General features: G+C 70.9%; 21 protein-coding genes. 10 read left to right on the top strand and 11 right to left on the bottom strand.

Annotated elements, in window-relative coordinates; all coding sequences use genetic code 11:
- Window positions 1-10: 10 nt before the first annotated feature.
- Genes nirD through ACFYP5_RS08810 form a run of 3 tightly spaced genes read right to left on the bottom strand, consistent with a single transcriptional unit; the run spans window position 11 to window position 4,180 of the window.
- Window positions 11-370 carry a nitrite reductase small subunit NirD gene (gene nirD, locus ACFYP5_RS08820; RefSeq protein WP_389032381.1) on the bottom strand — a complete coding sequence of 120 codons (360 nt, stop codon included), beginning with the start codon at window positions 368-370 and terminating at the stop codon, window positions 11-13.
- Window positions 367-2,955 (bottom strand): nitrite reductase large subunit NirB, encoded by a 2,589-nt coding sequence (gene nirB, locus ACFYP5_RS08815; RefSeq protein ID WP_389032378.1) that lies wholly within the window; start codon window positions 2,953-2,955, stop codon window positions 367-369. Before nirB ends, nirD begins: the two co-directional genes overlap by 4 nt.
- A 1-nt stretch (window position 2,956) precedes the next feature.
- The gene (locus ACFYP5_RS08810; protein ID WP_389032376.1) at window positions 2,957-4,180 is read right to left on the bottom strand and encodes an NAD(P)/FAD-dependent oxidoreductase; all 1,224 of its coding nucleotides are present in this window, start codon (window positions 4,178-4,180) and stop codon (window positions 2,957-2,959) included.
- A gap of 193 nt (window positions 4,181-4,373) precedes the next feature.
- Here ACFYP5_RS08810 and ACFYP5_RS08805 point away from each other — a divergent pair, with 193 nt between their 5' ends.
- The gene (locus ACFYP5_RS08805) at window positions 4,374-5,159 is read left to right on the top strand and encodes a sulfite exporter TauE/SafE family protein (RefSeq protein ID WP_389032373.1); all 786 of its coding nucleotides are present in this window, start codon (window positions 4,374-4,376) and stop codon (window positions 5,157-5,159) included.
- A 15-nt stretch (window positions 5,160-5,174) separates the two neighbouring features.
- Here ACFYP5_RS08805 and ACFYP5_RS08800 read toward each other — a convergent pair whose 3' ends face one another.
- The 3 genes from ACFYP5_RS08800 to ACFYP5_RS08790 form a co-directional block, all read right to left on the bottom strand.
- Complete coding sequence (locus ACFYP5_RS08800; protein WP_389032370.1) at window positions 5,175-5,798, bottom strand: class F sortase; 624 nt, start codon at window positions 5,796-5,798, stop codon at window positions 5,175-5,177.
- Between the two features lie 103 nt (window positions 5,799-5,901).
- On the bottom strand, window positions 5,902-6,735 hold the full coding sequence (locus ACFYP5_RS08795; protein ID WP_389032367.1) for a hypothetical protein: 834 nt from the start codon (window positions 6,733-6,735) through the stop codon (window positions 5,902-5,904).
- Between the two features lie 442 nt (window positions 6,736-7,177).
- Complete coding sequence (locus ACFYP5_RS08790; RefSeq protein WP_389032364.1) at window positions 7,178-7,969, bottom strand: aminotransferase class IV family protein; 792 nt, start codon at window positions 7,967-7,969, stop codon at window positions 7,178-7,180.
- A 74-nt stretch (window positions 7,970-8,043) separates the two neighbouring features.
- Between ACFYP5_RS08790 and ACFYP5_RS08785 the strand changes: the two genes are divergently transcribed.
- Window positions 8,044-8,661, top strand: a complete 618-nt coding sequence (locus ACFYP5_RS08785; protein WP_389032361.1) for an NADPH-dependent FMN reductase — start codon at window positions 8,044-8,046, stop codon at window positions 8,659-8,661.
- A gap of 59 nt (window positions 8,662-8,720) precedes the next feature.
- Here the strand turns inward: ACFYP5_RS08785 and ACFYP5_RS08780 are convergent, their stop codons facing one another.
- The gene (locus ACFYP5_RS08780) at window positions 8,721-10,370 is read right to left on the bottom strand and encodes a M4 family metallopeptidase (RefSeq protein ID WP_389032358.1); all 1,650 of its coding nucleotides are present in this window, start codon (window positions 10,368-10,370) and stop codon (window positions 8,721-8,723) included.
- Between the two features lie 205 nt (window positions 10,371-10,575).
- Here ACFYP5_RS08780 and cutA point away from each other — a divergent pair, with 205 nt between their 5' ends.
- Together cutA and ACFYP5_RS08770 are read left to right on the top strand one after the other, a co-directional pair.
- Window positions 10,576-10,914, top strand: coding sequence for a divalent-cation tolerance protein CutA (cutA, locus tag ACFYP5_RS08775; protein ID WP_389032355.1), 339 nt, complete (start codon window positions 10,576-10,578; stop codon window positions 10,912-10,914).
- A 2-nt stretch (window positions 10,915-10,916) separates the two neighbouring features.
- Complete coding sequence (locus ACFYP5_RS08770; protein ID WP_389032353.1) at window positions 10,917-11,384, top strand: gamma-glutamylcyclotransferase family protein; 468 nt, start codon at window positions 10,917-10,919, stop codon at window positions 11,382-11,384.
- On the opposite strand, the gene ACFYP5_RS08765 is transcribed toward ACFYP5_RS08770, so the two are convergent.
- On the bottom strand, window positions 11,344-13,434 hold the full coding sequence (locus tag ACFYP5_RS08765; RefSeq protein WP_389032350.1) for a molybdopterin oxidoreductase family protein: 2,091 nt from the start codon (window positions 13,432-13,434) through the stop codon (window positions 11,344-11,346). The two genes, ACFYP5_RS08770 and ACFYP5_RS08765, sit on opposite strands and share 41 nt — an antisense overlap.
- Window positions 13,435-13,567: 133 nt before the next feature.
- The gene (locus ACFYP5_RS08760; protein ID WP_389032348.1) at window positions 13,568-14,272 is read right to left on the bottom strand and encodes a vancomycin high temperature exclusion protein; all 705 of its coding nucleotides are present in this window, start codon (window positions 14,270-14,272) and stop codon (window positions 13,568-13,570) included.
- Between the two features lie 193 nt (window positions 14,273-14,465).
- Here ACFYP5_RS08760 and ACFYP5_RS08755 point away from each other — a divergent pair, with 193 nt between their 5' ends.
- The 6 genes from ACFYP5_RS08755 (at window position 14,466) to ACFYP5_RS08730 (ending at window position 22,764) form a co-directional block, all read left to right on the top strand.
- Window positions 14,466-15,293 carry a Cof-type HAD-IIB family hydrolase gene (locus ACFYP5_RS08755; RefSeq protein ID WP_389032345.1) on the top strand — a complete coding sequence of 276 codons (828 nt, stop codon included), beginning with the start codon at window positions 14,466-14,468 and terminating at the stop codon, window positions 15,291-15,293.
- Between the two features lie 66 nt (window positions 15,294-15,359).
- The gene (locus ACFYP5_RS08750) at window positions 15,360-16,295 is read left to right on the top strand and encodes a sirohydrochlorin chelatase (RefSeq protein WP_389032342.1); all 936 of its coding nucleotides are present in this window, start codon (window positions 15,360-15,362) and stop codon (window positions 16,293-16,295) included.
- A gap of 36 nt (window positions 16,296-16,331) precedes the next feature.
- Window positions 16,332-17,642, top strand: a complete 1,311-nt coding sequence (locus ACFYP5_RS08745; protein WP_389032340.1) for a deoxyguanosinetriphosphate triphosphohydrolase — start codon at window positions 16,332-16,334, stop codon at window positions 17,640-17,642.
- Window positions 17,643-18,086: 444 nt separating this feature from the next.
- A complete protein-coding gene (locus ACFYP5_RS08740; protein ID WP_389032337.1) occupies window positions 18,087-19,346 on the top strand; it encodes an NAD(P)/FAD-dependent oxidoreductase in 1,260 nt (419 codons plus the stop codon).
- 150 nt (window positions 19,347-19,496) lie between these two features.
- A complete protein-coding gene (gene dnaG / locus ACFYP5_RS08735) occupies window positions 19,497-21,401 on the top strand; it encodes a DNA primase (protein ID WP_389032334.1) in 1,905 nt (634 codons plus the stop codon).
- A gap of 235 nt (window positions 21,402-21,636) precedes the next feature.
- On the top strand, window positions 21,637-22,764 hold the full coding sequence (locus tag ACFYP5_RS08730) for an RNA polymerase sigma factor (RefSeq protein WP_389032331.1): 1,128 nt from the start codon (window positions 21,637-21,639) through the stop codon (window positions 22,762-22,764).
- 16 nt (window positions 22,765-22,780) lie between these two features.
- On the opposite strand, the gene ACFYP5_RS08725 is transcribed toward ACFYP5_RS08730, so the two are convergent.
- Entirely contained in the window at window positions 22,781-24,706 is a 1,926-nt protein-coding gene (locus ACFYP5_RS08725) for an ABC transporter ATP-binding protein (RefSeq protein ID WP_389032328.1), read from the bottom strand.
- Entirely contained in the window at window positions 24,706-26,439 is a 1,734-nt protein-coding gene (locus ACFYP5_RS08720) for an ABC transporter ATP-binding protein (protein WP_389032326.1), read from the bottom strand. Before ACFYP5_RS08720 ends, ACFYP5_RS08725 begins: the two co-directional genes overlap by 1 nt.
- Between the last annotated feature and the right edge of the window lie 42 nt (window positions 26,440-26,481).

Here is a 26,481-nt window from a genome sequence, read left to right as displayed (position 1 = left end):
GTGGAACCCGTCAGACGGCGCGCACCGCGAAGACCGGGACGCGTACCCCGTCGTCGTCCAGGCAGGCGCCCGTCGCCAGGTCGAAGCGCTGCTTCAGCAGCGGCGAGGCGACGAACGGACGCCCCTCGACGGACCCGACCAGGCCGCGCGAGAGAACGTACGCCCCCGTGAACGGATCGCGGTTGTCGATCGCGTACGCGCGCCCTGCCCGGTCAACGAAGAGCGCGATCTGCCGGCCGTCCGGGAGGAGCGCGGCGATACCGCGCCCCGGAGTCAGCCGCGACAGCTCACAGACCGTGAACCACTCAGTTCCGTCGGCGAGTTGGAGCACCTGGGTCCGTTGTGCCGTATCCATCGTCTGTGCGGTCATCGGGAAGAGGTCCCTTCGAGAGTGCGGACGGCGAGCACCGGACCGGCGAGGATCTCCAGGTCGGGTTTGACCTGGTCGCGCTCCGGGACGAACTTCACCGACGGGTCGGGTGCATCGGGTGCGTTGACGAAGGTGACGAACCGCCGGAGCCGCTCCGGGTCGTTGATGGTCTCGGCCCACTCGTCGCGGTAGCCGGCGACATGGTCGGCCATCATCCGCTCCAGCTCCTCGCAGAGCCCCAGTGAGTCGTGGACGACGACGTCCCGTACGTGGTCGAGGCCGCCCTCGATACGGTCCAGCCAGGTCGAGGTGCGCTCCAGACGGTCCGCGGTGCGGATGTAGAACATCAGGAACCGGTCGATGAGGCGCACCAGTTCCGCGTCGGAGAGGTCCTGGGCGAGCAGGTCCGCGTGGCGCGGTTCGGCGCCGCCGTTGCCGCCCACGTAGAGGTTCCAGCCGCCCGCGGTGGCGATGATCCCGAAGTCCTTGCCACGGGCCTCCGCGCATTCCCGGGCGCAGCCGGACACCGCCGACTTCAGCTTGTGCGGCGAGCGCAGCCCGCGGTAGCGCAGCTCCAGGTCGATCGCCATCCGTACCGAGTCCTGCACGCCGTACCGGCACCAGGTCCGGCCCACACAGGACTTGACCGTGCGCAGCGACTTTCCGTACGCGTGCCCGGACTCGAATCCGGCGTCCACCAGACGCGTCCAGATCAGCGGCAGCTGGTCGACCCGCGCGCCGAACATGTCGATCCGCTGGCCCCCGGTGATCTTCGTGTAGAGACCGAAGTCGCGGGCGACCTCACCGATCACGATCAGCTTCTCCGGGGTGATCTCGCCTCCCGGGATGCGCGGCACGATGGAGTACGAGCCGTTGCGCTGGAGGTTGGCCAGGAAGTGGTCGTTGGTGTCCTGCAGGGCCGCCTGCTCGCCGTCCAGCACATAGCCGCTCGCGCCGAGCGCCGGAGCCAGCGACGCGATGATCGAGCCGACCGTCGGCTTGCAGATCTCGCAGCCGTCCCCGCCGCGCGCGGTCTCACGGCCGTGCGAGTCGAGCAGTTCCGCGTACGAGGCGATACCGAGGGTGCGGACGATCTCGTACAACTCGCTGCGGGTGTGCGAGAAGCAGCCGCACAGGCCCTTGTCCTGGCTCTGCGGCAGCAGCTGCCCGATCACCTTCACACAACTGCCGCAGCCGGTACCGGCCTTGGTGCACCTCTTCACCTCGGGCAGTGTGGTGTGTTCGCAGATCGAGCCCTTGGTGACGTTGTGGCAGGAGCAGATCACCGCGTCGTCCGGCAGCGCGGACGGCCCGAGCGTGACGGGGCCGCCCGCACCGGCCGGCAGCACCAGCTGCTCGGGGGCGACCGGCAGGACCGTACCGGTCATCGGCCGCAGCGTGCCGTACTGCTCGGCGTCCCCGACCAGCACCCCGCCGAGCAGGGTGCCGTCCCGGCCGATCACGAGCTTCTTGTACACACCTGTGCGGGAGTCCGCGTACACCACGTCGAGGCAGCCCTCGGCTGTGCCGTGCGCGTCGCCGAACGACGCCACATCCACCCCGAGCAGCTTCAGCTTCGTCGACAGATCGGCGCCGGTGAACGCCGCCGTCCTGCCCGCGATCACCTCGGCGGCCGTCTGCGCCATCTCGTAACCGGGCGCGACGAGTCCGTACACCCGGCCGTCCGCGGCCAGTGCGCATTCGCCGATCGCGAAGACCACGGGGTCGGAGGTGCGGCACTCCTCGTCGACGATGATGCCGCCGCGCGGTCCGACCGCCAGACCGCAGTCGCGGGCCAGCTGATCCCGGGGGCGTACCCCCGCCGAGAAGACCACCAGGTCGGTGGCGAGCGACGAACCGTCGGAGAGTGCCATGCCGGTCACCGCGCCGTCCTCGCCCGCGGTCACCTCCTGCGTACCGACGCCCGTGTGCACGGTGAGGCCCATGGACTCGATGGTGCGCAGCAGCGCCGCGCCACCGCCCTCGTCGACCTGCACCGGCATCAGCCGGGGGGCGAACTCCACGACGTGCGTGTCGAGGCCGAGCCCCTTCAGCGCGCCCGCCGCCTCCAGCCCGAGCAGCCCGCCGCCGACCACCGCACCGGTGGTCGCCGTCCTCGCGTACTCCTCGATGGCGAGGAGGTCCTCGATGGTGCGGTAGACGAAGCAGCCTGCGGCGTCCTTGCCGGGGACCGGCGGCACGAAGGGGTACGAGCCGGTGGCCAGTACCAGCGTGTCGTACGCGAAGGTCTGCCCGGAGCGTGCGGTGACCGTACGGGCCTCGCAGTCCACGCTCTCGGCAGGGTCGCCGAGACGCAGTTCGAAGCCGTGCCGGTCCATGAAGTCCGGTTCGGCGAGCGACAGCTCGTCCGGGGTCCGCCCGGCGAAGTACGAGGTGAGCTGGACCCGGTCGTAGGCGGCGCGGGGCTCCTCGCAGAGCACGACGACCCGGGCGGTGCCTGCGGTCGAGGTCAGTCCGCGGTCGGCGAGTGCCTCCAGGAACCGCTGGCCGACCATGCCGTGTCCGACGACCACGATCGTGGGCACCGGGGCGGTGTGGTCGGTCGGGGGAGTGGACACCGGCATCTCAGTAGCCTCCGTCGTTGGTGAGCAGATGGAGCAGGGACGTTTCGGCGGGGAGCGGTTCGTCGTCCTCCCAGGTCCGGGCGAGCGCGCCGACCGCGGCGAGATCGCCGAGCAGCACACCGCCCGCCAGCCGGTCGCCGCGCACGACGACCGAGCGGTACGCGCCACGCGTGGCGTCGGCGAGCCGGACGACGTCGTCGCCGGGCAGCGGCCGTGACTCCCCGAACGCGGCCAGATCGAAGGGGCCCGCGGGGCCGGCGGCCGGACCGTGCAGAGTGAGGCGGGTCAGGGCGCGGGTCCCCTCGTAGCGGGCGGGCCGCCCGGCCAGCACCTGGGCGAGCACATCGGCCTGCTCCAGCGCCGGGCCCGCCAGGCCGTACACGGTGCCATCGTGCTCGGCGCAGTCGCCGACCGCATGGATGTACGGATCGGAGGTGCGCAGCTCGTCGTCGACGACGATGCCCCGGCGCACGTCCAGGCCGGCTGCCTGCGCGAGCCCGGTCCTGGGCCGTACCCCGCAGGCCAGCACCGTGATCTCGGCCGCCAGCTCGTAGCCGTCGGCGAGCTCCACCGCCCGCACCGCGCCGTCGGCGCAGCGCAGTCCGCGCACCCGGCACTCGGTGTGCACCTCCACCCCGAGACTCTCCAGGTGGCGCCGGAGCAGCCCGGCCGATTCGGCGTCCAGCTGCCGTTCCATGAGGTGCTCACCCTGCTGGGCCAACACCACCTGCGCACCGCATGCGGCGAGTGCGCGGGCGGCGGACACACCGAGCAACCCGCCCCCGATGACGACAGCGCGCACACCCCGGGCGCCGACACTCACTGCTTCCCGCAGCGCAAAACAGTCGTCGAGCGTACGGAACGCATGCACCCCGTCCGGCATCGTGGTGCCGAGCCCGCGCAGCGGTGGCAGCACCGGGTTCGACCCGGTGGCCAGCACCAGCCGCCCGTACCGCACGACGCTTCCGTCGTCGCAGTGCACCAGCCGGTCCGCGCGGTCGATCCGCACCACCCGCACCCCGCGCCGCACCTCGGCGGGGGGCAGGGCGATGACCTCGGCCGCGTACCGCCCCGCCAGCACCTCCGCCAGCAGCACCCGGTTGTACGGGGCGTGCGTCTCCTCGCCGATGACGGTGACGCCGGGCACCCGGGCGGCGAGCCGCGCGCCCGCCATCCCGGCGCCGACCACCACCACACGTGCCGCGTCCGCCGTCGCTGTCGTCATAGTGAGCAGCCTGTGCGGCCGGTGTTACCCGACCGGATCCTCGCTGTTTCCCGGGAGGAACCTTGCGCTCAGCGTCCCCGGAAGCCGTCTGTGAGGGGGCTGACGTCCGGGAACCTCAGAGTTGGCTCAACTTTCCGGGGATCCGGACAGGAAAGTTGGACGGGACACGTATCTCGTCCTTAAAGTCGCGACCATGCCCGACATCACCCTGACCACCCTTGTCGTCCTCTGCCTCGCCGCTGCCGCCGCAGGCTGGATCGATGCGGTGGTCGGCGGCGGCGGACTGCTCCTGCTGCCCGCGCTGCTGCTGGGCCTCCCGCACGTCCCTGCCGCGCACGTCCTCGGCACGAACAAGGCGGTCGCGATCGTCGGTACGTCCGGCGCCGCCGTGACCTACGCGCGCAAGGCGCCGGTGAAGGTCGGCACCGCCGTCCGGATCGGGCTCATGGCGCTGGCCGGGTCGATGACCGGAGCCGTCTTCGCCGCCGGGATCAGCAGTGACGTGCTGCGCCCGGTCATCATGGTGGTGCTGCTGGCGGTCGCGGCGTTCGTGATGCTGCGACCCCAGTTCGGCAAGGGGGCCATCGGGGCCACGGACCGCAAGGTCACCCGGGCCCGTACCGTCACCGCGATCGTGCTGGTCGGCGGCGGCATCGGCTTCTACGACGGGCTGTTCGGACCCGGTACAGGCACGTTCCTGGTGCTCGCGCTGACCGCCGTACTGCACCTCGATCTGGTGACGGCGTCCGCCACCGCCAAGATCGTCAACGTCTGCACCAACGGCGGCGCCCTCGCGATGTTCGCCTACCAGGGCAATGTGATGTGGCAGCTGGCGGCGCTGATGGCGGTGTTCAACCTGGTGGGCGGGCTGCTGGGCGCGCGGACGGCACTCCGGAAAGGCAGTGAGTTCGTCCGGGGCGTACTGCTGGTCGTGGTGTTGTCACTGGTCGCTCGACTCGCCTTCGACCAGTGGACGTAAGGGTGCGGGCGAGGGTCACCGCACGCCGGTGAGGTGCGCGTACGCCACCACATTGCCCTGGTAGCCGGTGGTCCTCGAGAAGCCGCCGCCGCAGGTGATCAGCCGCAGCGAGGCGTTCGGCGAGGGGCCGTACACCCTCTGGTCGGGGAAGTCCTTGTTCGCGTACACCTCGATGGCGTCGAGCGAGAAGACGGCGGTGTGCCCGTCCCGGCGGTCCACCTCGATGGTGCTGCCCTTCGCCAGGGACCCCAGGTTGTAGAAGACCGATCGCCCCTGCGCGTTGTCGACATGACCCGCGACGAGCGCGGTGCCCTTGGCGCCGGGCGGGGTGCCGTCCTTGTACCAGCTGACGACGTTACGGTCCTCGGCCGGCGGCACGGCGAGGCTGCCGTCGGACCTGAGCCCGAGCCGGATCATCGGGGCGTCCACCCTGATGCTGGGGATGCGGAGGCGGACGGGTGTCGAAGGGCGCAGCGGTTCGGCGACCGGTGAGCCGGGCTGCACTTCGGGACCGGCCGCGAAGGCCTGGGCCGCTGTCGGCTGCGGCGGCATCAGCTGGGTTTCGGAGCCGTTCCGGATCAGCCAGAGGCCGACCAGCACTGCGACGGCGACCAGCCAGCCCTTGGCCTTCTGGGACACGGTTGTCCTCCGGGGTGGAGAAGGTGGGAATGGGTCCCGTCCCGGTGGCGCGAGGCCACCGGGACGGAATCCTGGCGGTGACGGGGGCGTGGATACGCCTCCGTCAGCTGCCGGCCTGCGTGCCGCTCGCCCGACGACGCAGGAGCCAGGCTCCGCCGACGGCGGATGCGGCGAGAACGCCGACACCCGCCGCGATCTGGGTGGTGTCCGGGCGGACGGAGCCGCCTACACCAGTTTTGACGTGCCCGGAAGGGCCGCTGGGGGAGCCGTAGCTGTCGCCGCCGCCGACGTTCCCGTTGCCGTTCCCGGTGTCGCGTCCGCCGTTTCCGGTGTCGCGCCCGCCGTTGCCGTTCCCGGTGTCGCGTCCGCCGTTTCCGGTGTCGCGCCCGCCGTTCCCGTTCCCGTTGCCGCTCCCGGTGTCGCGTCCGCCGTTTCCGGTGTCGCGCCCGCCGTTCCCGTTGCCGTTCCCGGTGCCGCGTCCGCCGTTCCCGTTGCCGTTCCCGGTGTCGCGTCCGCCGTTGCCGTTGCCGTTGCCGTTCCCGTTCTCCCGCCCGCCGTTCCCGGTGTCGCGTCCGCCGTTTCCGTTCCCGGTGTCGCGCCCGTTTCCGGTATCGGACTGCCCGGTGGAGGTCCCGAGCCCGAAGGGGTTCGCGTTCCCGAGGAGGTTCTCTCCCCTGGAGGCCAGGTCGTCCAGGGAAGGCACGTTGGACCCGCTGCCCGGGTCGTCACCGGAGGCGTTGTCCTGCCCGGTGGCCCTCGCGTCGCTCCCGGAGGCCGTGGTTCCGACCGGTTCCCCTTGAGCCGCGGCGACCGGAGATATCTCCGGTGACCCGAGCTCACCTGCGTACGCTGACGGCGCGGCGGTGAAGAGGCCGACAGCAGCAACTGTGAGAGCTGCGGCGGCGGTGCCGGTCACGAGGCGGGCAGGACGGGGCATGGGGGGTTCCTCCGAGCGAAGGCGCTGGCTGGTGTCTCCTGACTCCGAGCTAACGGGCGGCCCGCCACCCACGCCTGCTGACGTCGAGTCAGCTTTCACTCGATCGGCCCGGCCCCGCCTCCTTGCCGGGCGGTATATCTGCAGGTCAGATCCCTGTTTGAGGTGGGTTCAGCCCGTCCCGCGACACGCCGTGCCGATTGGGTGACGACCTTCGGGGCATGAGTGGTGTACGTCACATGCATGACCTCGCCGACCCCGGGCACACGCACTTCACCCCCCACGGGACGGCTCCTTCGGCCGCCCGGCCGCCGCCCCCATCGGACCCACTCCCCCCTGGGCCCGATGGGGGCGGCCTCCGTTCGAGGGTGAAGCCGAGCGGCCCGGCGGCCGCGGTGTACTCGGCCGGGCGGTCGAGCGCACCGGAGCCGCCGCGTGGGCGGCCTCAGACGGTGTCCCAGGGGGCGCCCTCGTACGCCAGCCCCACCTGCTTCATCAGTTCCTCGTCGACGGTGAACTCCGCGTCGTCGATCCGCCGGATCGGCGCGATGCCTTGTGAGTTGGTGAGGAAAGCCGACCGGAAGGCGCCGATCCCGTCCAGCGTCACCGGTCGCCGCACGGAGGCCAGTCCGGCCCCCGGAAGCTCCTGTTCCAGCAGGGCCATGGTGACGCCGTGGAGCGACGGTGCGGCGGGCCAGACGACCGAAGTGCCGTCCCAGAAAGCGATGTTGGTGATCGCGCCTTCGGTCACCGTTCCGTCCGGCGCGGTCAGCAGTGCCTCGTCGAATCCGGAGCGTGCGGCGAGCCGCCCGTAATACGTCTGGCCGAAGTCGCCGGGGCGCTTGATGTGCGGCGCGGTGCGCACATACGGCACGGACATCAGGCTGTGCGGTGCGGGGGACTTCTGTGCCGGTCCGCGCACCGTGACCATGACCGTCGCCTCCGTGTCGCCGGACGGCAGGAAGGCATGCACCCGGGTCGAGGCGTCCCGTACCCCCGCACCGTCGAGTGCGTGCCGGATCAGCCCGCGGATCCGTGCGCCGTCCAGGCCGTGGTCGAACAGTTCCTGGTTCGCGGCGTCCAGCCGGGCCAGGTGGAAGGCGAGGCCGCGCACCTTTCCGCCCCTGACCTGCATGGCCGTGAAGTGGCCGTAGTTGGAGAAGGCGGGGATCAGGAGGTCCGCCTCCGTTGCTGCGTGTCCGTTGAACTCGGCGTACAGGGGTGCGGCGGTCGTCATGTGTTCCACCGTATGCCGAAGGGGTGGAGGATGCGGCTTGACCTCAATCTTGGTTGAGGTACGAGTCTCGCTGCATGGACCTCATGACACCTGCCCCGGTCGCATCCGTCACCACCGCACCCCTGAAGGTCGCGGTCATCCTGGCCAGCAACCGCGAGGGCCGCTTCGCCCCCGTGATCGCCGACTGGTTCCTCTCGCGTACGGCGGACCACCCGGACATCGAGACCGATCTCGTCGACCTCGCCGACCTCGATCTCCCGTACGCACTCTCGCACCGCCCCGGCCCTGAGGCATCTGCACAACTGGCAGAGATTTCACCCCGGTTGGCTGCCGCCGACGCCTTCGTCGTCGTCACGCCCGAGTACAACCACTCGTTCCCTGCCCCGCTGAAGAACCTCATCGACTGGCATCACGCCGAATGGCAGGCCAAGCCCGTCGCTTTCGTCTCGTACGGGGGAGTGTCCGGCGGTCTGCGGGCTGTCGAGCACCTCCGTCAGGTCTTCGCCGAACTGCACGCCGTCTCCATCCGCGACACGGTGTCGTTCCACAACGCGGGCGCCCTGTTCGACGACGACCGCAGGCACCGGGATCCGGCGGCCGTGGACGCGGCGGCGAAGACACTTCTCGATCAGCTGGTCTGGTGGGGGCAGGCACTGCGCGAGGCCAAGGCGGTTCGTCCGTACGGTGATTGACGGTAGATCAGACCGCTGCAGGTCCCGGAGCGGGCAGCCACTCCGGGACCTGCGCCAGGTCAGCCGACCGAAACCGCCGACCAGGCAGCGGCCACCGCGTTCTGCTCCGCGCTGCCGGCGCCGAACAGGTCCTTCGCCGCGTCGAGCGTCGCGGTGCGGGCACCCGCGTACTTGGTGGAGGACGTCATGTAGACGGTCAGCGCCCGGTACCAGATCTTGCCGAGCTTGTCCTTGCCGATGCCGCTCAGCGTCGCCCCGTTGCACGTGGTGCCGTTGTGCTGGACACCGCCGATGACCTTCGGGCCGCTGCCCTCGGCCAGCAGATAGGCGAAGTGGTTGGCGACACCGGACGAGTAGTGAACATCCAGATTGCCGACCGAGGAGCTCCAGCAGTCCGCCGAGTTGCCGTCCTTGGAGGGCTGGTCCATGAACCGCAACGCGGCCTTCCCGAAGCCGGGCTTCACGATCTTCTCGCCGATGAGGTAGTCGCCCGGGTCCTGCGGGTTGTTCGCGTGGAACTCCACCAGAGTGCCGAAGATGTCGGAGGTGGCCTCGTTGAGGCCGCCCGGCTCACCGGAGTAGGTGAGGGCGGCCGTCTTGGACGTCACGCCGTGCGACATCTCGTGCCCGGCCACGTCCAGCGCGACCAGCGGTCCGAAGGTCGAACCGTCGCCGTCCCCGTACGTCATGCAGAAGCAGGTGTCGTCCCAGAAGGCGTTGTTGTAGCCGTTGCCGTAGTGCACCCGGTTGTACGAGCCCTTGCCGTCCCCGGCGATGCCGTTCCGGCCGTGCACGCTCTTGTAGTAGTCCCAGGTGGTGTCCGTGCCGTACTGGGCGTCGACCGCCGCCGATGCGCGGTCGGAGGCGGTCCCGTTGCCCCAGTGGTTGTCGGCGTCGGTGAACAGCACCGCGGGCGCCCGGCTCCAGCAGATGGTGAGGATGCAGCCGTCGGTCTTGTTCTGCGCGTCGCCGGAGTAGGTGTTGCCGCGCGTCGCGTCCTTGAGCTGGTACGTCGATCCCGACTGGGTCGTCTGCAGCGGGACCGTGCCGCTGTACAGCGACCGGCCGTCGCCGGACGCCGTCTCCAGGCTGTCCCAGGCGTCGATCTGCCGGGCCGTGCGCGCGTCGGTGAGCACGACGCGGGCGACCGGGTTGCCCAGTGAGTCCTTGCCGGCCGCCTCGGTGCGCCAGGCCAGCTTGGGCGCGCCGTGCAGGGCGTCCACGACGAGCTGCGGCTGTGCGGCGACCTTGCGGAGCTGCACGCCGCGGTGGGCCGAGCGCAGTGCGGCGGCACCCAGGTCGGCGGCGCCCGACGCGGAGAGGGCCGGGGTCACGGTCGGCACGGCGAGATCGCCGCGGACGGCCCGGTCGGCGCTCCGGTACGCGCCGTCGGGTGCGAGGTGGACGACGAAGTCGCCGCCGAGGACGGGCAGCTGGCGGTAGGTGCGGTCGTAGCGCACATGCTGGCTGCCGTCCTTGTCGACGACCACATCGCGCACCGCGGTGTCCTGGGCGCCGGTGAGGCCCAGTGCGGTGGCGTGCCCGGTGAGTGCGGCCTCGGCGTGACGGACGGCGGCGGCAGGGCTCGGGGCCGGGTGACCGGCCGCGGCGGCGCCCGTGGTCGCGGTGAGGGCGGAGGCCAGCAGAGTGGCGCCGGCAGCGGCTATGCCGAGTGGGGTGAGGCGCGATGCATGCCGAATCGATCTCATCGGACTCCTCGGAGTGCGGGGGAAAGGGTGTTCTGAGCGGTACTTCTGAACTCGCCTCAGATTTAAGGGTTCATGACATGTCATGTCCATACCGCAAGGGTGATGAAGGAGGACACAGCACCGAACCGCCCCGACAATCGACGAGAAGGACACGCCACAGGCACAAGATCCGAAGAACAGAGCCGAAGAGCTGAGGAGACCGACGGTGACGACGCCGGCATGGCTGACCGTTCTGACCACCACGGACAGCGAGGAGAAGGCCCACGCCCTCGCCCAGGGCGCGGTGGAGGCGCGGCTCGCGGCATGCGCGCAGATCTCCGCACCCGTCACCTCCGTCTACCGGTGGCGGAACGCCATCGAGACCACGGAGGAGTGGCAGGTGCTCTTCAAGACGGTGGCCGGGCGCTACGACGAACTGGAGGAACACCTCCGGGCGGCGCACGACTACGAGATTCCGGAGATCATCGCGACACCGGTGGCACGGGGGAGCGACCGCTACCTCGCCTGGGTGACTGCGGAGACGGCCCCGGCCACGGCTCTCTGACCATGCCGCGGACCGACCCCGAACTGCCCTTCTTCGTCTACGGCACGCTGCTCCCCGGCGAGCACAACCACGACCTCTTCCTCCGGGACCGGGCGATCGCGGAACAGCCGGCCCTGCTGCCTGGCGCCCTGCTGTACGAAGGCCCCGGCTACCCGTACGCGATCGAGGGCCACGGCACCGTGCGCGGCACGCTCGTCACGGCCGCGCCCGTCATGTACGCGGAGCTGCTCGTCCTCCTCGACCGGCTGGAGGAGTACGTCGGACCGGGGAACCCGCGCAATCTCTACGAGCGGGTCGTCCGCGAAGTCCGCCTGCCGGGCGCGGTCCCGCCCGCCTCCGGAACCGCCCGCGCCTGGGTATACCTCGCCGCCGCCCCCGTCACCCGCACCCTCCGTACCGGCGGCATCCCCATCCCCGGAGGCGATTGGCTCACCCGGCGGCCGCCTCCACCCGCACCGCGCACACCTTGAACTCCGGCATCCGCGACACCGGGTCCAGGGCCGGGTTCGTCAGCGTGTTGGCCCGGCCCTCACCCGCCCAGTGGAACGGCATGAAGACGGTGTCCTGCCGGATCGCACCGGTGATCCGGGCGGGCGCCACCACCCGCCCCCGCCGCGAGGTGACCGCCACCGGATCGCCCTCCGCCACCCCGATCCGCTCGGCGAGCCGCGGATGCAGTTCCACGAACGGGCCGGGGGCCGCGGCGTTCAGCTCGTCCACCCGGCGGGTCTGCGCACCCGACTGGTACTGGGCGACCACCCGGCCGGTCGTCAGCACCACCGGATACTCCCGGTCGGTCTCCTCGGCGGCCGGACGGTGCGTCACGGGTACGAACCGCGCCCGCCCGTCGTCCGTGGCGAACCGGTCCAGGAACAGCCGCGGCGTACCGGCATGCTGCTCGTCCGGGCACGGCCAGAACACCCCGTTCTCCGCCGCGATCCGCCCGTACGTGATCCCCGCATAGTCGGCGGGACCGCCCGCGGAAGCGCGCCGGAGCTCGTCGAAGACCTCCTCGGGGTCGGTGGGGAACCCCTTGCCGTGCCCGAGGAGCGCGGCCAGCCCGTGCAGCACCTCCAGATCGCTGCGGACGCCGTCCGGCGCGGTGACCGCCCGCTGCCGCAGCAGCACCCTGCCCTCCAGACTGGTCGTCGTGCCGGTCTCCTCCGCCCACTGCGTCACCGGCAGCACCACATCGGCCAGCGCCGCCGTCTCCGACAGCACCACGTCCGCGACCGCGAGGAAGTCCAGCGACCGCAGCCGCTCCTCCACATGCGCGGCGTGCGGCGCGGACACCACCGGGTTGGACCCCATCACCAACAGCGACCGCACGTCCGTCCCCAGCGCGTCGAGGAGCTCGTACGCACTGCGCCCCGGCCCCGGCAGCGAGTCCGGGTCGACCCCCCACACCTGCGCCACATGACGGCGCGCCGCCGGGTCGGTGAGCTTGCGGTAGCCGGGCAACTGGTCGGCCTTCTGCCCGTGTTCGCGCCCGCCCTGACCGTTGCCCTGCCCGGTCAGACACCCGTACCCGGACAGCGGTCTGCCCGCCCGGCCGGTGGCCAGGCAGAGGTTGATCCAGGCGCCGACCGTGTCCGTGCCCTTGGACTGCTGTTCGGGTCCGCGCGCGGTCAGCACCATTGCGTCCGGCGCATCGCAGAACATCTCGACGGCCTCCCGGAGCTGCGGCACCGGCACCCCGGTCAGCCGCTCCACCAGCTCCGGCCAGTGCGCCATGACTCCGGCCCTGGCATCGTCCCAGCCGGCCGTACGGTCGCGTACGAACTCCTCGTCCACCCGGCCGGCCGCCACCACCAGATGCAGCATTCCGAGTGCGAGCGCGAGATCCGTGCCGGGCCGGGGCGCCAGATGCAGATCGGCCTGCTCGGCGGTGCGGGTCCGGCGCGGATCGATGACGATCAACCGGCCGCCGTTCTCGCGCAGTTCGGTCAGAAAGCGCAGCGCGGGCGGCATCGTCTCGGCGAGGTTCGACCCGACGAGGATCACGCATCCGGTGCGCGCGATGTCCTCCAGTGGGAACGGCAGCCCGCGGTCGAGGCCGAAGGCCCGCTGGTGCGCGGCGGCCGCCGACGACATGCAGAACCGCCCGTTGTAGTCGATCTGGGAGGTCGACAGGGCCACCCGTGCGAACTTCCCGAGCGCGTACGCCTTCTCGTTGGTGAGCCCGCCACCGCCGAACACCCCCACGGCATCGGGCCCGTGCACGGCCCGGGTGCGCCGGAGCCCGTCGGCGATCGCGGCCAGCGCCTCGTCCCAGCCGGCCGGCTCCAGCTCGCCACTGACCGCGTCGCGCACGAGCGGTCCGGTCAGCCGTACCCGTGAGGAGAGCACGGCCGGCGCGGTCCGGCCCTTGCCGCACAGGGCGCCACGGTTGACGGGAAAATCGGTACGCTCCACGACCTCGACCACCGGGCCGCCGGTGACCGGTCGCAGATTCATCCCGCACTGCAGCGAGCAGTACGGGCAGTGGGTCGCGGTAGGGGCGATCTCGGTGCGGGCCATGGGCTCCAGCCTGCGAGCCAGGTGTTACGCGGACGCCCGCGACCGGTTACGCCGCCGGAACGTGGACCTCAGCCCACCTACGCCGGGCTCGTGAGGTCGGCCTCCACCGGGCCGGTGAGGCCGGTCGGCGTCCTCACCGCCCGCCGGTCGCCAGGGCCTCGCCGACCCCGGGCTCCTCGGGCCCCAGGAAGTGCGGATCCGGCTTGAACATCGCGTCCAGTGCCGCCTTCCCCGCCGCGAACACCTCCCGAGTCCCGCCGTAGTACCAGGTCGCGTCGTGCTTGGCGTCGACCCCGACCCCGTACGCGTCGATGCCTGCGGACCGGCACAGCGCGATCGCCCGCCGGATGTGGAACCCCTGGCTCACCAGCACGGCCCGGTCGACCCCGAAGATCTTCCTGGCCCGCACGCAGGAGTCCCACGTGTCGAACCCGGCGAAGTCGCTGACGATCCGCTTGTCCGGAACCCCGTGCGCCACGAGATACGCCCGCATGGCATCCGGCTCGTCGTACTCCTCGCGGCTGTTGTCACCGGTCACCAGCACGACCTTCACCTTGCCGTCCCGGTACAGCTCGGCGGCCGTGTTCAGCCGGTTCGCGAGATACGGCGACGGCTTCCCGTCCCAGAGGCCGGCCCCGAACACCACGGCGACCTGCTGCGCGGGCGCGTCCGCGGTCGTCCGGACCCGGGCGTCGGCGACGGAGTACATCCAGGTCGCGGGAGCCAGGCCCAGCACACAGGCCGCCATCACCCCCTGCACGGCCCACCGCTGCCCACGCCGCGTGCGCGGCCGCAGCCGCCCGAGCCACCCCAGCCATTGCGGCCGCTTCCCTCGCATCGGAGTCCCTCGGTCGGTGTCATTGCGTCAACTCATCGGACGAGTATCAGGTCAGAAGGGTTCTCCACGCCGCGACATTCCTTATCCGGACCGGTGGCAGCCCGACACGCCTTCGCGGCCGCGCCGGTGGCATGCGGCGGCCATGCGTGGCGTGCGCACACCGGGCGCGGACCCCGCGTCATAACATCGGCCGATGTCGCTTCCCCGGTTGATCGCCTCCGACCTCGACGGCACTCTTCTGCGCCGCGACGGCACCCTCTCCTCCCGCACCCTCCGCGCTCTGCGCTCGGCCGAGAGCGCCGGTGCGGAGGTCGTCCTCGTCACCGCCAGGCCGCCCAGGTTCGTCGACCGGCTCGCCGAGGCGACGGGGCTGACGGGGACGGCGGTGTGCAGCAACGGTGCGCTGGTCTACGACATCGCAACGCGCACGGTCGTCTCCTCCCGCGTCCTGCCCGTCACCGTCGCCCGACGCGTGGCCATCGCAATCGCCGCCGTCCTGCCGGAGGTGGGCTTCGCCCTCGAGACCGGTAACCAGGTCCTGTACGAACCGGCGTACCGGCTGCGAATGTCCGAGGACATCGACGCCGAACTGCCCGTGGCGTCCCTGGCGGACCTGTGGCTGACCGAGGTGCCCGTCACCAAACTCCTCGCCTGGTCCGACCGGCTCGACGCGGACACCCTGCTGGCCGCAGCCCGGCAAGGGGTGGGCCTGGCAGGCAGCGAAGTCCAGTTCACCCACTCCGGCGGGCGCGGACTCCTGGAGATCAGCGCGTTCGGGGTCACCAAGGCGGCCACTCTCGCGGAGCTCTGCGCCGGGCGCGGCATCGACGCCACCGAGGTGATCGCCTTCGGCGACATGCCCAACGACCTGACCGTCCTCGACTGGGCGGGCACCGGATACGCCATGGGCAACGCCCACCCGGCCGTGCTCGCCGCCGTACCGTCCCACACGATGTCGAACGAGGAGGACGGGGTGGCCCTCGTCCTGGAGCGCCTCTTCGGGCCGCCGACCGCGCCGTGAGCCCGTGGCAAAGACCCGTCACCCCTGCGCAACGACCTGGCAACCTGCGCCCGCCACCATCGGTCCATGACGGAGTCGGCATCGGCACAGCCCCGTGAGTCCCTGCCTCTCGACAGCACAGCGCAACTGTTGACCCGCATCACCGCCCAGCTGGGCGCCCAGCTCAGCCATGTCTCCCTGAACGGAACGCGCAGACCCATGCACCACCGCACCGGCGGCTCCGCACCGGGCGCCGCCACCATCACCCGCGCCCCCGCCCTCGTCGCGGTGGCGCACGGCAGCCGCGATCCGCAGGCGCTGCGCACGGTCATGAAGCTGCTGGACCGGGTGCGGGAACTGCGCCCGGGGCTGGACGTCGGGCTCGGCCACATCGAGCTGAACGAGCCGCTCCTGCCGGCAGCCCTGTCCGGCCTGGGATCCGGTGACGCCGTTCTCGTACCGCTGCTGCTCGGCCGCGGCCACCACGTGAAGCGGGACATACCTGCGGCGGTCGCCGCCGCACCGTCCCTGCGGGCCACGATCGCCGCGCCGCTCGGGCCGCACCCCCTACTCGTCGAGGCGCTGTACGGGCGGCTCGTCGAAGCGGGCTGGCCGGCCGAGGAGGCCGTCAGCCGCGGCTCCGCCGTGGTCCTCGCCGCCGCCGGTTCGCGCGACCCCGATTCGGCCGCCGACACCCGCCGCACCGCACAGATGCTCAGCGAACGGCTCGGCGGGGTGCCCGTCGTCCCCGCGTACGCCTCCGCCACCGCGCCCACCGTCCCCGTCGCGCTGCGCGCCCTCGCCGCCCGCGGCCGGGACCGGGTCGCCGTCGCCTCGTACTTCACCGCACCCGGCCGCTTCGCGACGGCGGCCGCCGCTGCCGCCCCCGGTACTGCCGCGGCGCCGCTCGGCGCGCATCCCGCGATGGCGCGGCTGCTCCTGCACCGGTACGACCAGGCGCTGACCGGCGCACTCCCGGCACATGAAGTCGCGACGAACGACCATCTCCTGGCGTCCGCCTGAGCCTTCTTGCCGGTCCGGCCGTTTAGTGTCGGGACCATGGACGGTACGCGGGGCACACAGGAACACGGCACCACGCCCTATGGCGCGGCCGACACCGAGCGCTGGGACACCGAGCCCGACAAACGGCCGGGCCGTACCGCCTTCCAGCGCGACCGTGCCCGCGTGCTGCACTCGGCCGCGCTGCGCAGACTCGCCGGGAAGACCCAGGTCGTCACGCCCGGCACCCGCAGCCTCGCCTGGGACGCCAGCCCGCGGACCAGACTCACGCACTCCCTGGAATGCGCCCAGGTCGGCCGGGAGCTCGGTGCGGCGCTCGGCTGCGACCCCGATCTGGTCGAGACGGCCTGTCTGGCGCACGACATGGGCCACCCGCCGTTCGGGCACAACGGCGAGCAGGCGCTCAACGACTTCGCCTCCGACTGCGGCGGCTTCGAGGGCAACGCCCAGTCGCTGCGGCTGCTGACCCGGCTGGAGCCGAAGCGGTTCGTGCGCGACGTGCGGACCGGCGAACTGGTCAGCGTCGGGCTCAATCTGTCCCGGGCGGCGCTGGACGCCGCCACCAAGTACCCGTGGCCGCGAGGCGGTCACCCCACCGACCCCGGCTCCCGGAAATTCGGGGTGTACGAGGACGACCTGCCGGTCTTCGAGTGGGCCCGCAAGGGCGCCCCGTCGTACCGCAAGTGCTTCGAGGCCCAGGTGATGGACTGGTCCGACGACGTCGCCTACTCGGTGCACGACTTCGAGGACGGTCTGCACGCCGGCCACATCGACCCCGACTGCCTCTTCGCGGAGCCGGAGCGCCGCGAGATCTGGAAGGTGGCGATCGGGCGATACGTCCCGCCCGACACCGACCCGCAGGAGCTGGCCGAGGCCCTCGACCGGCTCATCGGCCAGGAGTGGTGGCCGCACGGATACGACGGATCCGCCGTCGCCCAGGCCCGGCTGAAGGACGCGACGAGCCAGCTGATCGGCCGGTTCTGCCTGGCCGCCGAGACCGCCACCCGCCAGGCGTACGGAGCCGGCCGCCTCCGCAGGTACGCGGCCGAGCTCGTCGTCCCGCGCGAGGCACGCAACGAATGCGCCGTCCTGAAGGCGGTGGCCGACCGCTATGTGATGCAGCGCGCCGAACAGGAGGCGATCCGTGCCGACCAGCGGATCGTCATCGCGGAACTGGCCGCGGCGCTGACCGCCCGGGCCCCGGACGGCCTGGAACCACAATTCCGCGCGCTGTACGAGCACGCCTGCGACGACCGGTCCCGCAAGCGCGTCCTGGTCGACCAGATCGCGGCCCTCACGGACGCCTCGGCCCGCTCACTGCACACCTTGCTCACCTCCCGGGGGCAGTGAGGGGACGGCCGGGCGGCCACCCGGTTCCGCCCCGGCCCTGATCGCCCCGCCATCGAGCGTCCTGCCCGGACGCGGACCGGCCGTCCGCGCTCCGGGTCACCTGTGCGATGTGGGTGAGAGGCGCCCGATGGGCCGCCGCCCGGGACACGGGCGGCGGCCCCCACACACGAATTTTCGCCTGGTTGTCCGACGCGTCCCCGGGCAAGTCCTGCGGCCGTGGGGCGCGGCGATGACGGTCGGCAACGGCGCAGGTGATGTGCTGGGAGCACATGCCACGCCGGGCGGGCGCGCGGCTCCGCCAGGGGCCCGTTCCGCGCGGCATCGGCCCCGGCCTGCGGCCACCGGACGTGACCTGATCGGGGTACACCCTCTTTCGCCATCACGCTGCGTGCGGGACGCTCGCAGGTGGCGGCGGAGCGAAGCAAGCACCGAGGAGGCACCAAAGTGGTCGACGCACATCGGACGTTCGTCATCGTCGGGGGAGGACTGGCAGGGGCGAAGGCAGCCGAGACACTCCGGGCGGAGGGTTTCAGCGGCCGGGTGATCCTGGTCGGCGATGAGCGGGACCATCCGTACGAACGGCCTCCCCTCTCCAAGGGCTATCTGGCCGGCAAGGAGGCCCGGGAAAGCGTCTTCGTCCATGAGACGGCCTGGTACGCGGGTGCCGATGTGGAGCTCCACCTCGGCCAGCCCGTCACCGCCATCGACCGTGACGCCCGCTCGGTGGAGCTCGGCGACGGCACCGTCATCCACTACGACAAGCTGCTGCTCGCCACCGGGGCCGAACCACGCCGCCTCGACATCCCCGGTACGGACCTGGCCGGCGTCCACCATCTGCGCCGCCTCGCCCACGCCGACCGGCTGAAGAACGTGCTGGCCGCGCTCGGCCGCGACAACGGCCATCTGGTGATCGCCGGGGCAGGCTGGATCGGCCTGGAGGTCGCGGCGGCGGCCCGGGGATACGGTGCCGAGGTCACCGTCGTCGAGCCGGAGGCGACCCCGCTTCTCCGGGTCATCGGCCCCGAGCTCGGCCAGATCTTCACCGAACTCCACAGCGACCACGGCGTCCGCTTCCACTTCGGCACCAGGCTCACCGAGATCATCGGTCAGGACGGCATGGTCCTCGCCGCCCGCACCGACGACGGCGAGGAACACCCCGCCCACGACGTCCTCGCCGCGATCGGCGCCGCCCCGCGCGCCGCCCTCGCCGAAGCCGCCGGTCTCGCGATCGCCGCCCGTGGCGACGGTGGCGGCATCGCGGTCGACGCCTCGCTGCGGACCTCCGACCCGGACATCTACGCCGCCGGGGACGTGGCCAACATGCCGCACCCGCTGTTCGGCACCCGGCTGCGCGTGGAGCACTGGGCGAACGCGCTGAACAGCGGCCCGGCCGCGGCCCGCGCCATGCTCGGCCGGGACGTCGGCTACGACCGCGTGCCGTACTTCTTCTCCGACCAGTACGACCTGGGGCTCGAATACTCGGGCTGGGCGCCGCCGGGCTCGTACGACCAGGTCGTCATCCGCGGCGACGCGGGCAAGCGGGAGTTCATCGCGTTCTGGCTGAAGGACCGCAGGGTGCTGGCCGGGATGAACGTCAATGTGTGGGATGTCACCGAGACCGTGCAGGAGCTGATCCGGACCGGCCGGCAGATCGACCCGGACGCGCTCGCGGACCCGTCGGTGCCGCTGGAGTCGCTGATCTGAGCCGTATCAGGACGGTGTTCCGCGCCGTCCTCCCCACCGTCTTCTCCGTCGCGTGCTCCGTCGCCGGGCGGTCGTGATCATGATCCCGTCCGGCGTCCGCGACGACGACCGTGCACTCCTGCTGTCCGCCCTCACCCGTAGACTTCACCCGTGGCAGGCAGGATCAATGACGACGATGTGAAGGCGGTCCGGGACGCGGTCCCGATCGACGCCGTCGTTTCGGAGTACCTCCAGCTGCGGAACGCGGGCGGGGGCAACCTCAAGGGGCTCTGCCCGTTCCACGACGAGAAGTCGCCCTCCTTCCAGGTCAGCCCGAGCAAGGGACTCTTCCACTGCTTCGGCTGCCAGGAGGGCGGCGACACCATCGCGTTCGTGATGAAGATCGACCACCTCTCCTTCTCCGAGACGGTCGAGCGGCTCGCCGCCAAGGCGGGCATCACCCTGCGCTACGAGGAGGGCGGCTACAACCCCTCCCACCAGCGCGGCGAGCGCATCCGGCTGGTCGAGGCGCACAAGGCCGCCGCCCAGTTCTATGTCGAGCAGCTGGACAGCCCCGAGGCGGAGATCGGCCGGAAGTTCCTCGCCGAGCGCGGCTTCGACCAGGCGGCGGCCGCCCACTTCGGCGTCGGGTACAGCCCGGCCGGCTGGGACCACCTCACCCGCTACCTCCGGGGCAAGGGGTTCAGCGACCGGGAGCTGATCACCTCGGGCCTCTCGCAGGACGGCCGCCGCGGTCCCATCGACCGCTTCCGCGGCCGGCTGATGTGGCCGATCAGCGACACGTCCGGCGAGGTCGTCGGCTTCGGTGCCCGCAAGCTCCGCGACGACGACAACGGGCCGAAGTACCTCAACACCCCCGAGACCGCGATCTACAAGAAGTCGCAGGTGCTGTACGGCATCGACCACGCGAAGAAGGACATCGCGAAGGCCAGCCGGGCCGTCGTCGTAGAGGGCTACACCGACGTCATGGCCTGCCACCTCGCCGGCATCACCACCGCTATCGCCACCTGCGGCACGGCCTTCGGCGGCGACCACATCAAGATCCTCCGCCGGCTCCTGATGGACAACGGCAGCGCCCGGGTGATCTTCACGTTCGACGGTGACGCGGCCGGCCAGAAGGCCGCCCTGCGGGCCTTCGAGGACGACCAGAAGTTCGCCGCGGAGACGTACATCGCGATCGCCCCGGACAACATGGACCCGTGCGATCTGCGGCTCGTCAAGGGCGACGAGGCCGTCCGCGACCTGGTCGAACCTCGCACGCCGCTCTTCGAGTTCGCGCTCCGCCAGATCGTCGGGCGGTACGACCTGGAGACCCCCGCGGGCCGCGGCGCCGCCCTCGACGAGGCCGCCCCCGTCGTCGCCCGGATCAAGAACAGCTCCTCGCAGCACGAGGTCGCCGTCCAGCTGGCCGGGATGCTCGGCATCCTCGACACCCAGTTCGTCGTCAAACGCGTCGCCCAGCTGGCCCGCTGGGCCCGCGACCGCGGCGACCGGGGCCCCGCCCCCGCGCCCACCCGTGGCGGTCCCCAGCATCAGCAGGCCCGGCCTCCCGCCGGCCCGTCGGGCCCGGCGCTCCATCTCCGCAGCCCCGCCCACCGCACCGAGCGCGAGCTGCTCAAGCTCGCCCTGCAACGGCCCGCCCTGGTCTCCCCGGCCTTCGACGCCTACGGGGTCGACGAGTTCACCGCCCCGCCGTACGCGGCGGTGCGGCAGTGCATCGCGGAGGCGGGCGGCGCCGAGCGGGGCCTCGCCGACACCCGCGAGTATCTGGTCGGCGTCCTCGGTGCCGCTCCCGACGACACGGTGCGCAAGCTGGTCACCGAGCTCGCCGTGGAGGTCTTCCACGGCAAGTCCATCGACGAGGCGTACGCGGGCGAGCACCTGGTCAAGGTCCGGCTGCGCGCCGTCGACCGCCGGATCAACGACGTCCAGGGCAGCCTCAGCCGTCTCGGCAGCAATGTGGCGCCCGACCATCTCGCGGCCGCGCAGAACGAGGTCTGGGTCCTCCAGCAGTACGCCCAGTCCTTGCGCAACAACGGCGCCGACGCGCTCTGAGGCGCTCCGGTACGGCCCGGTTCCGCCCGGCGGATCATGGCCGGGGCCGCCCTCCTCGCGCGTAACCGGCCGGTTACGGACCGGACTCAGAAAGTCCGCGCACGCCCCTCGTGGCGGCGATGTGTCTTCCCCCACACTGGGGGGCGGTGCCTGAGTCATCGGAGCGCGGTCGGCCCACTGCACGGTGGACCTCCCATCCCCGCGATCCGGCAGCGATCACCTGGAGGTCGCCCCCGTGCAGACCCGGACCCTGACCACAACCGAGCGTGTCTCGGCCGTCCCCGCGCAGAACCGGGCCATGCGTCATCCGGAGGCAGCGGTGGACCCACAGAGACCCGAACCGCCCGAACCGTCGGAACCGCCCGAGGCGGTCGTCGCTGCCGACGCCGTCCTGGAGGAGCAGGCGGAGGTGCCCGAACTCCCGGAGCCGCGCGGCCGCCCCGACAGCGGCGGCCCGTCCTCCGACCTCTTCCGTCAGTACCTGCGGGAGATCGGACGCATCCCGCTCCTCACCGCCGCCGACGAGGTGGAGCTCGCCCGCCGCGTCGAAGCCGGCCTCTTCGCCGAGGAGCGGCTCGCGAGAACCCCGGACCCGGACTCCCGACTCGCCGTCGATCTCGACCGGTTGGTGGTCATGGGGCGGATGGCGAAACGCCGGCTGATCGAGGCGAACCTGCGCCTCGTCGTCTCCGTCGCCAAGCGCTACGTAGGCCGCGGACTGACCATGCTCGATCTGGTCCAGGAGGGGAACCTCGGACTGATCAGGGCCGTCGAGAAATTCGACTACGCCCGGGGCTACAAGTTCTCCACGTACGCGACCTGGTGGATCCGGCAGGCGATGTCCCGGGCCCTCGCCGACCAGGCGCGGACGATAAGGGTCCCGGTCCACGTCGTCGAGCTGATCAACCGCGTCGTACGGGTCCAGCGCCGGATGCTCCAGGAACGCGGCTACGAGCCGACGCCCGAAGAGGTCGCCGCGCAGCTCGACCTGACGCCGGAACGGGTCGGTGAAGTGCTGCGGCTCGCCCAGGAACCCGTCTCGCTGCACGCACCGGTCGGCGAGGAGGACGACGTCGCGCTCGGTGACCTGATCGAGGACGGAGACGCGGCGTCCCCCGTGGAGTCCGCCGCGTTCCTGCTGCTGCGCGAGCACCTCGAGGCGGTGCTCTCCACCCTGGGCGAGCGGGAGCGGAAGGTGGTCCAGCTGCGCTACGGGCTGGACGACGGCCGGCCCCGCACACTCGAAGAGATAGGCCGGATCTTCGGCGTGACACGCGAACGCATCCGCCAGATCGAATCCAAGACCCTCAACAAGCTGCGGGACCACGCCTTCGCCGACCAGCTGCGCGGCTACCTGGACTGAGGTCGTACCGAGGAGATCAGTCGACCTCGGCGACCGCCTGCGCGAACTGCGCCGCATACAGCCGGGCGTACGCCCCCTGCGCGTCCAACAGCTCGTCGTGCGTGCCCTGTTCGACGATCGACCCGTTCTCCATCACCAGGATGACGTCCGCGTCCCGGATGGTGGAGAGCCGGTGCGCGATCACGAAGCTCGTACGGCCGTGCGCGAGGCGGGCCATCGCCTTCTGGATCAGCACCTCGGTACGGGTGTCGACGGAGCTCGTCGCCTCGTCGAGCACCAGGATCACCGGGTCCGACAGGAACGCCCGCGCGATGGTGATCAGCTGCTTCTCGCCCGCGCTGACCCCGGTGCCCTCGTCGTCGATCACGGTGTCGTAACCGTCCGGCAGGGTACGGATGAAGCGGTCGGCGTGAGCCGCCCTCGCCGCCTCCTCGATCTCCTCCCGGGTGACCTCGCGCGAAGCGCCGTACGCGATGTTGTCCGCGATCGAACCGCCGAACAGCCAGGTGTCCTGCAGGACCATGCCGATCCCCGACCGCAGCTCGTCGCGCGACATCTTCGCCACGTCGACGCCGTCGAGTGCGATCCGGCCGTCCGTCACCTCGTAGAACCGCATCAGCAGGTTGACCAGCGTCGTCTTGCCGGCGCCGGTCGGGCCGACGATCGCGACCGTGTGGCCCGGCTCGACGTTCAGCGACAGATTCTCGATGAGCGGCTTGTCCGGCTCGTAACGGAACGACACCTTCTCCAGTGAGACACTGCCGAGCAGATCCGCCGGGCGCTCACCCGTCACGGGGTCGGAGCCCTGCTCCTCGGCGTCCAGCAGCTCGAAGATCCGCTCGGCCGAGGCGACACCCGACTGCACCAGGTTGGCCATCGAGGCGACCTGCGTCAGCGGCATCGAGAACTGCCGCGAGTACTGGATGAACGCCTGGACGTCACCGATCGACAGCGCACCCGACGCGACCCGCAGCCCACCGACGACGGCAATCAGCACGTAGTTCAGGTTCGACACGAACATCATCAGCGGTTGCATGATCCCGCTGTTGAACTGCGCCCGGAAACTCGCCTCGTACAGTGCGTCGTTCTGCTCGGCGAAGTCCTTCGCGGACTCCTCCTGCCGCCCGAAGACCTTCACCAGGGTGTGCCCGGTGTACATCTCCTCGATATGGGCGTTGAGCCTGCCCGTCACCTTCCACTGCTGCACGAACTGCGGCTGCGACCGCTTGCCGACCTTCGTCGCCACGACCACCGACAGCGGCACCGTCACCAGCGCGACCAGGGCCAGCAGCGGCGAGATCCAGAACATCATGATCAGCACACCGACGATGGTGAGCAGGGAGTTTATGAGCTGGCCCATCGTCTGCTGCATCGTCTGGGAGATGTTGTCGATGTCGTTCGTCGCCCGGCTGAGCACCTCGCCGCGCTTGGCCCGGTCGAAGTACGACAGCGGCAGCCGCGACAGCTTCGTCTGGATGTCCTCGCGCAGCTGGAACACGACCCGGTTGATGATCCGGATCGACAGCCGGGTGGCCACCAGCATCAGCAGACCGGCACCGACGTAGACCGCCAGCGCCGTCAGCAGCACGTCGCCCACCGCACCGAAGTCGATGCCGTGGCCCGGGACGAAGTCGACCCCGGAGAGCAGGTCGGCCAGGCCGCTGTTGGTCTTGCGCAGGCCCTCGACGGCCTGCTCCTTGGTCGTGCCCTCGGGCAACCGCCGGCCGATGACCCCGGCGAACACCAGGTCGGTCGCCCGGCCGAGGATCTTCGGTCCCACCACCGAGAGGCCGACGCTCAGCACACAGGCCGCCAGCATCCCGTACAGCGAGGCCTTCTCCGTCGCGAAGCGCTTCAGCAGCCGCTTCGACGACCCCTTGAAGTCCATGGACCGCTCGGTCGGCGCCCCGCCCGCCATCATGCGTCCGCCAGGCCCGGCCATTACGCGGCCTCCGCTTCCGTCAGCTGGGAGAGGACGATCTCCCGGTAGGTTTGATTGGCGTCCATCAGCTCGTGATGGGTGCCGGACCCGACGACCCGGCCCTCGTCGAGCACCAGGATCCGGTCCGCGTCACGGATGGTGGACACCCGCTGCGCGACTATCACCACGGTCGCCTCGGCGGTCTCCTGCGAGAGCGCCCGGCGCAGTGCGGCGTCCGTCGCGTAGTCGAGCGCGGAGAACGAGTCGTCGAAGAGATAGATCTCCGGCCGCTGCACCAGCGTCCTGGCGATCGCGAGTCGCTGCCGCTGGCCGCCGGAGACATTGGTGCCGCCCTGCGCGATCGGCGCGTGCAGCCCGTGCTCCAGCTCCTCGACGAACTCCTTGGCCTGCGCGACCTCCAGCGCGTGCCACAGGTCCTCGTCGGTCGCGTCCGGGTTTCCGTACCGCAGATTCGTCGCGACCGTCCCGGAGAACAGATACGGCTTCTGCGGAACCAGACTCACCGTCTTCGCCAGCAGCGCCGGCTCCAGCGTCCGTACGTCCGTGCCGTCGACCAGCACCTGACCGTCCGTCACGTCGAACAGCCGCGGTACGAGACCGAGCAGCGTCGACTTCCCGCTGCCCGTCGACCCGATGATCGCGGTCGTCTCGCCGGGCCGTGCCACCAGATCCACCGACCGCAGCACGGGCTCCTCGGCGCCGGGGTAGCGGAAGTCCGCGGTCCGCACCTCCAGATGACCGTGGGCGCGCAGTTCCTGCACCGGCTTGACCGGCGGCACCACGCTCGAATCGGTCTCCAGCACCTCCTGGATGCGCTCGGCACACACCTCGGCGCGCGGCACCATCATGAACATGAAGGTGGCCATCATCACGGACATGACGATCTGCATCAGGTAGGAGAGGAACGCGGTCAGCGCGCCGATCTGCATCCCGCCGCTGTCGATCCGGTGCGCGCCGAACCAGACCACTGCGATCGACGACACGTTCACGACCGTCATCACGGTCGGGAACATCAGCGCCATCAGACGCCCGGTGGAGAGCGCCACATCGGTCAACTCGGTGTTGGCGCCGCGGAATCGCTTCTCCTCGTACCCGTCGCGGACGAAGGCGCGGATGACGCGGTTGCCGGTGATCTGCTCGCGCAGCACCCGGTTGACCGTGTCGAGCCGCTCCTGCATGGTGCGGAACAGGGGCCGCATCTGCCGCACGATGAGACTCACCGCGATGCCGAGCACCGGCACCACCGCGAGCAGCACCGCCGACAGCGGGACGTCCTGACCGAGCGCCATGATGATGCCGCCGACACACATGATCGGCGCCGAGACCATCATGGTGAACGTCATCAGGACCAGCATCTGGACCTGCTGGACGTCATTGGTCGTACGGGTGATCAGAGAGGGTGCCCCGAAGCGCCCGACCTCACGTGCCGAGAACGACTGGACCCGGTCGAAGACCGACGCCCGGACGTCCCGGCCCAGTGCTGCCGCAGTGCGCGCACCGTAGAAGACGGCCCCCGTGTTGCAGACGACCTGGGCGATGGAGACGGCGATCATGATGCCGCCGTACTCCAGGATGTAGCCGGTGTCCCCCTCGACGACACCGTTGTCAATGATGTCGGCGTTGAGGGAGGGGAGATAGAGGGTGGCGCAGGTCTGCAGCAGCTGGAGAGCCACCAACAGCATGATCGGTTTCTTGTACGGGCCGAGACAGGCCCGCAGGAGTTTTATGAGCACGCGTGTCTCTCGGAGTCGGCAGGAGGTCGGGAGTCGACTCAT

It is taken from the genome of Streptomyces sp. NPDC005262 (genome assembly GCF_042872425.1).
In the GTDB taxonomy this organism is placed as follows: Bacteria; Actinomycetota; Actinomycetes; order Streptomycetales; family Streptomycetaceae; genus Streptomyces.
This window is presented reverse-complemented; position numbering and strand designations above follow the sequence as displayed.

Excerpts from the sequence above, each read along its gene's own strand:
- ACFYP5_RS08750 (WP_389032342.1), top strand. The coding sequence starts at position 15,360 with ATGACGGAGTCGGCATCGGCACAGCCCCGTGAGTCCCTGCCTCTCGAC.
- ACFYP5_RS08770 (WP_389032353.1), top strand. The coding sequence starts at position 10,917 with ATGCCGCGGACCGACCCCGAACTGCCCTTCTTCGTCTACGGCACGCTG.
- ACFYP5_RS08755 (WP_389032345.1), top strand. The coding sequence starts at position 14,466 with ATGTCGCTTCCCCGGTTGATCGCCTCCGACCTCGACGGCACTCTTCTG.
- ACFYP5_RS08795 (WP_389032367.1), bottom strand. The coding sequence starts at position 6,735 with ATGCCCCGTCCTGCCCGCCTCGTGACCGGCACCGCCGCCGCAGCTCTC.
- ACFYP5_RS08725 (WP_389032328.1), bottom strand. The coding sequence starts at position 24,706 with ATGGCCGGGCCTGGCGGACGCATGATGGCGGGCGGGGCGCCGACCGAG.
- nirB (WP_389032378.1), bottom strand. The coding sequence starts at position 2,955 with ATGCCGGTGTCCACTCCCCCGACCGACCACACCGCCCCGGTGCCCACG.
- ACFYP5_RS08780 (WP_389032358.1), bottom strand. The coding sequence starts at position 10,370 with ATGAGATCGATTCGGCATGCATCGCGCCTCACCCCACTCGGCATAGCC.
- nirD (WP_389032381.1), bottom strand. The coding sequence starts at position 370 with ATGACCGCACAGACGATGGATACGGCACAACGGACCCAGGTGCTCCAA.
- ACFYP5_RS08805 (WP_389032373.1), top strand. The coding sequence starts at position 4,374 with ATGCCCGACATCACCCTGACCACCCTTGTCGTCCTCTGCCTCGCCGCT.
- ACFYP5_RS08745 (WP_389032340.1), top strand. The coding sequence starts at position 16,332 with ATGGACGGTACGCGGGGCACACAGGAACACGGCACCACGCCCTATGGC.
- ACFYP5_RS08765 (WP_389032350.1), bottom strand. The coding sequence starts at position 13,434 with ATGGCCCGCACCGAGATCGCCCCTACCGCGACCCACTGCCCGTACTGC.
- ACFYP5_RS08790 (WP_389032364.1), bottom strand. The coding sequence starts at position 7,969 with ATGACGACCGCCGCACCCCTGTACGCCGAGTTCAACGGACACGCAGCA.
- ACFYP5_RS08760 (WP_389032348.1), bottom strand. The coding sequence starts at position 14,272 with ATGCGAGGGAAGCGGCCGCAATGGCTGGGGTGGCTCGGGCGGCTGCGG.
- ACFYP5_RS08785 (WP_389032361.1), top strand. The coding sequence starts at position 8,044 with ATGGACCTCATGACACCTGCCCCGGTCGCATCCGTCACCACCGCACCC.
- ACFYP5_RS08810 (WP_389032376.1), bottom strand. The coding sequence starts at position 4,180 with ATGACGACAGCGACGGCGGACGCGGCACGTGTGGTGGTGGTCGGCGCC.